Annotated in this window: 3 protein-coding genes; all 3 read right to left on the minus strand. The window is 34.8% G+C overall.

Annotated elements, in window-relative coordinates; genetic code table 11:
• Positions 1–195: 195 nt before the first annotated feature.
• The 3 genes from ABD814_RS09795 to ABD814_RS09805 all read right to left on the minus strand — a co-directional run bounded on the left by ABD814_RS09795 (position 196) and on the right by ABD814_RS09805 (position 4,483).
• Positions 196–1,041, minus strand: coding sequence for a S24 family peptidase (locus ABD814_RS09795; RefSeq protein ID WP_344912679.1), 846 nt, complete (start codon positions 1,039–1,041; stop codon positions 196–198).
• Positions 1,042–1,757: 716 nt separating this feature from the next.
• Entirely contained in the window at positions 1,758–2,075 is a 318-nt protein-coding gene (locus tag ABD814_RS09800) for a hypothetical protein (RefSeq protein ID WP_344912681.1), read from the minus strand.
• 866 nt (positions 2,076–2,941) lie between these two features.
• Positions 2,942–4,483 (minus strand): hypothetical protein, encoded by a 1,542-nt coding sequence (locus tag ABD814_RS09805; protein WP_344912683.1) that lies wholly within the window; start codon positions 4,481–4,483, stop codon positions 2,942–2,944.
• Positions 4,484–4,616 lie beyond the last annotated feature (133 nt).

Below are 4,616 nucleotides of genomic sequence, written 5' to 3' on the forward strand. Positions count from 1 at the left end.
AAAAATAGTGATACAATTTACTGTATCAAAGCTTCTCGACCTTATCTTTCTAGAAGTAGCTGCAAAACTAACGTAACCAAACACCAAAAAACAAGGCAGTACCTGTGTAAAAACAAGTGCTGCCTTCCAAAATAAGTACTTATCCCAAGCGGATTATAGCGAATATAGAAATTACAATAATATCAACGATTCAATTTACTTCTTCAATACACCGATCACTTTACCATTGATCATGATATCCTCTGGACTCATCTGAATCGGCTCATATTTAGTATTTTTAGAGATTAACAAAATATCATTGCCCATAAACATAACTTCCTTCATCGTGGCCTCTTCACCAATCAACACAATTGCAATATCGCCATTCACAACTGTTTCTTGGCGATGAACGATGACAATATCACCTATATCAATCCCGGCGTTAATCATGCTATCTCCTGTTACCCGTAATGCAAAGGTATCTTCCTGTTGAATGACCCAGCGATCTATAAGCGGAATCATTTCTTCATAGTTTTGAATAGCTGTTGTCGCTATACCAGCCGCGACATCACCAATCAGTGGGATCTTCACATCCACATTTGCATCTAGAGTCATGTTTGTTTCAGGATCGATCACTTCGATATGCTGATGATCTTCTTTATCCTGAAGATAATGATATGTTTTATTATGACGGAGATCTCGATACTTTCTTGTCTGTTTTGTATCTGGCAAAAATTGCGGCTGACATGGTGGCACATCATTCACAATCTCTTCACTTCGGTCGATAATCTTCAGCTCAATACCATCTGTAACAATACCATATCTGACTTCTTGATCAGCCCTCATATATGACTTCAACTGTTCAAATGCAAGATCAATCCCACTACCAAACGCCTTAACCTCCGCAAAAATATATGGCATACGTTTGCCATTAACCTCAATCGAAACAGCAATATCAACATAGCCTGTTTTAGAAAAGTGTTGGACAGGATATTCTAAAGTAATCATTTTCCTTGGATATCCAAACGTTTTTGTCAATTGGACTAGCAACCACTGTCTCACAACTTCCTCTTTTGCATTTAAATCAACCAACTGATCTGTCAGTATGTAATCTTGGATCGAAATAGGCTGAAATGGTCTAACTTTCGAGTCTCTCATCATGTGAAATAAATTAGACAATTAAAACTAGAATAGGAATTCTCAAAAAGACTTTTAGATAATATCAATACTTTTTTTGGATTTAACGATTGTGATTGTCATTATTGCCGCCCTTCTCACAATCTCATACAAACCCAACTCTTATGTCAGTAATAATCAAAAGGAAGGCATCATTTGTTTGAAATTATTCAATCTTCTTGAACGATAACTGGCTATTTTAGTATAGCTGTAACATTTTTATACCTTAACTGTTCAAGTCATTTGTATTTACAAATACATTTCAACTTATACCCATGTTGCAATACCTTTATAAGTTTATTGCTTAGCATAATTCACGTGTTTTTTTCATCAAAAAAAGATCTGACCAATTACTTAAAAAGTACTAATATCATTTTCCCTATTCCTTCTTACTGTAGACTATTCTCAATGCTATTTTTGTAATTTCGAATTGAGCGTTGGCTAACGGTATTGGTGATTACGCCAACATTATCATTCACAGTCTTTGTCGGCATAATTATTCATAGTAAAAAATAAACCCTAATCAGAAGACATCATCGTTAATTGTAAGAATGAACAATTTAACGACTCATAAGCGTCACCTGATAGGGTTTATAATTGATTTAAACCGCTTGATTTACGGGTAGTACAACTTCGTTTTTTGCGGCCTCAATAAGCAGGAAAATAGCTGATAAGATATGTAAAACCATGCCAACGAAAGGAATAAACCCTAAGCATGAAGTTACTATCCCAAGAATATGTCCCACTTTCTTAGCATTAGCTTTAACACTAATTACAAGACCAACTATGTGTAAAATTAACATTAAAATAAGTGGTGTCCAGAGCAGCGATATTATAATTGTCCCACCTAAAACAGGAATTCCTAAAAGCGCTTCTAAACCACCAGTTACCCATTTTAACATTCTTGCCGTTTCTCTCATTATTACTCCTCCTTTAAAATATATCAGTTTCATAAATTATACATTACTTTTAGTTATATTGCACTATATTCTTTAAGTTTCAAAGAATCATAGTTCTGCATAATAAATACCTTTGCATTTTTCAACTTACTCTTAATTATGAATCGTTAATGATATCATTCACGTGTATACCATTGATTCCAATACTATGATTATGAGTTTAGATTAATATCTCCGTTAAAACCTCGAAGAACAAAAGCCCAAATTTAACTAGACTATTTAGAGTACATTAGTTTTCATAGTCCATATATACTAGTGAGTGACACCCTTTTTCATTTTTTTATTTAATTAATGCTAATCATCCTGAATGGGAGATACATATGCCACATCACTTTTGAAAATGGTAAGTTATCTTCACCCTCAAAGTGAACCTATGTTCCTTCTATCTGTTTATCTTTTCTTTACTATGCTCATCCAATCTCGTTCCACTATTAATAACACTATATTTGCAGATGAAATTAATCAAGATCTGAAAACACAAACGGATGTACTAGAACAACACGAATTTGAGCCACATTTGGACAGGTTCAAGCATACGTTAGAGGTCACCGTAATCCAAGAGTCTATGATATTGTTCTTTTTATTCATCTTCTACCTCCGTTTACTTACACTTCCATAAACCTCTTCCTTATCTTATGGTATTCAGAGTGCTCTACTACTTTGAATAGAACATTACATTAATCACTTATCATCATTTATTGTTATATAATAGCTAATCATATTATACTATTCACACCTATAACCTCCACGTAATTATCAAACTTTTATCACACTACTTAAAAGAGAATCATCACTGTTGTGACAACTCTCTCATCTTTAATAGAATACTATTCACCAACAAATGAAACTGGTTCCCAATCACTTCCTTCATAAGGTTGGTATATATACTTCGCACCTTCAAATGGGTATTCTCCGTAACCTGCTAATCCGACTTGGCCATCAGCCCAACCAACTTTTCCATCCATATTTTTTACAGTCACCCATTGATGCGTATATTGATTAGGATTTATATGCTCCCATTGATATCCCATGATCTCTAACAGCATCCCAAGTGCCCGGGATGTACCAGCACAGGAGTATTCACCAGCAATAAAAACCCCATAAGGTAAATTGTAGTTCTCTCCGGTCATCATATATTCAGCATCGTATGTGTACCTTTGCACCGCTTCACTAGCTGCTGTAATCCGCTCTAAGTCCGTCCCGCTAGGAATACTCGCAACAATTTCCTTTGCAACGGCTCTCGCTTGAGCATCTTTGTCATTTTTCGTATCCGTCTTTGTTGTACTAGCTTTATCATTAGTTGTTTTACTTGCTTTACTTACCCCATCCTTTTTAGCAACCGCAGTTGTTGGCTTAGGCTTTTCTACAGTTACTGTGACCATCTTAGTAACAACTGTTTCATTATCATCACCGTTAATATAGTAACTTAAAGTATATTTTCCTGGAGTATTTATATCAACCTTAGCAGCATCTGCGACTATTTCAATTATTTTATCGTTCTTTGTAATGCCTGAGAGCCAATCTGGTGTGATTCCTTGTTCTGTTTTAATATCTGTTATACCGTCAACATGTGCCAGGTAGTCTTCAATTACCTTTACACTAACCCCTTTGGTGACAACCGTTTCATTATCGTCCCCATAAATATAATAGTTTAACGTATAATTTCCTGGTGTATTAATATCCACGCCAGAATCATCCGCCGTTATGTCTACTATTTTTTCACTCATTGTAATGCCTGAAAGCCAGTCTGGAGTAATTCCTTGTACTGTTTTAATATCTGAAAAACCTTCAGCATGTGCAAGATAGTCCTCAATCACTTTCAAGCTGAATGATGTTTCGGTAATATTTCCACTCATATCTTCGGCGTATACTTTCACATTTTGAATTCCAGCCGTATCAAATTTGAATACCGTATCAAGAGAGTCTACTTCTGTTAATTCTACTTGATTCGTTTCAAACTTAATTGATTTGATCCCTGCTTGATCCTCGATTGATTCGATAAAATCCATGGCTGTTAACTCTGTGTTTACAAGAACAGAATCTTTTTCTAGTTCTTTTAATATAATCGTTGGTGAGACCGTATCTTTTACAATCACATCAATCTCTACTGTTTTATTCCTCCAAGAGGCATATAACATATATGTATTTGCAGTATGTATATCCACACTTGATTTATCAATTTCAGTTGCTGATAAAATGGCTTCCCTTGCTTCAATATAGTCAGATGGGTTAGCGCTGATCTCTGTTCCTAACTCAATAGTGACACTTTCATGCTTAGCTTCAAACGAGTTGAACTCATGCCAATAATATGTACCTCCTACGCCTAAAACTAAAAGTGAAACAACAATTAATATAATCTTAGTTTTCATCTAATCAGGCCTTTCTAATCTATAATTATCTCCTTACCAATAATATCATTTTATTGGTGATTACAGCTATGAAGAGTAAAAATTCTTCGTGATAAATATCGAAAAAACGACCCCTTAATATTACATTAATGTT

Source organism: Amphibacillus indicireducens (genome assembly GCF_039539605.1).
Lineage (GTDB): Bacteria > Bacillota > Bacilli > Bacillales > Amphibacillaceae > Amphibacillus > Amphibacillus indicireducens.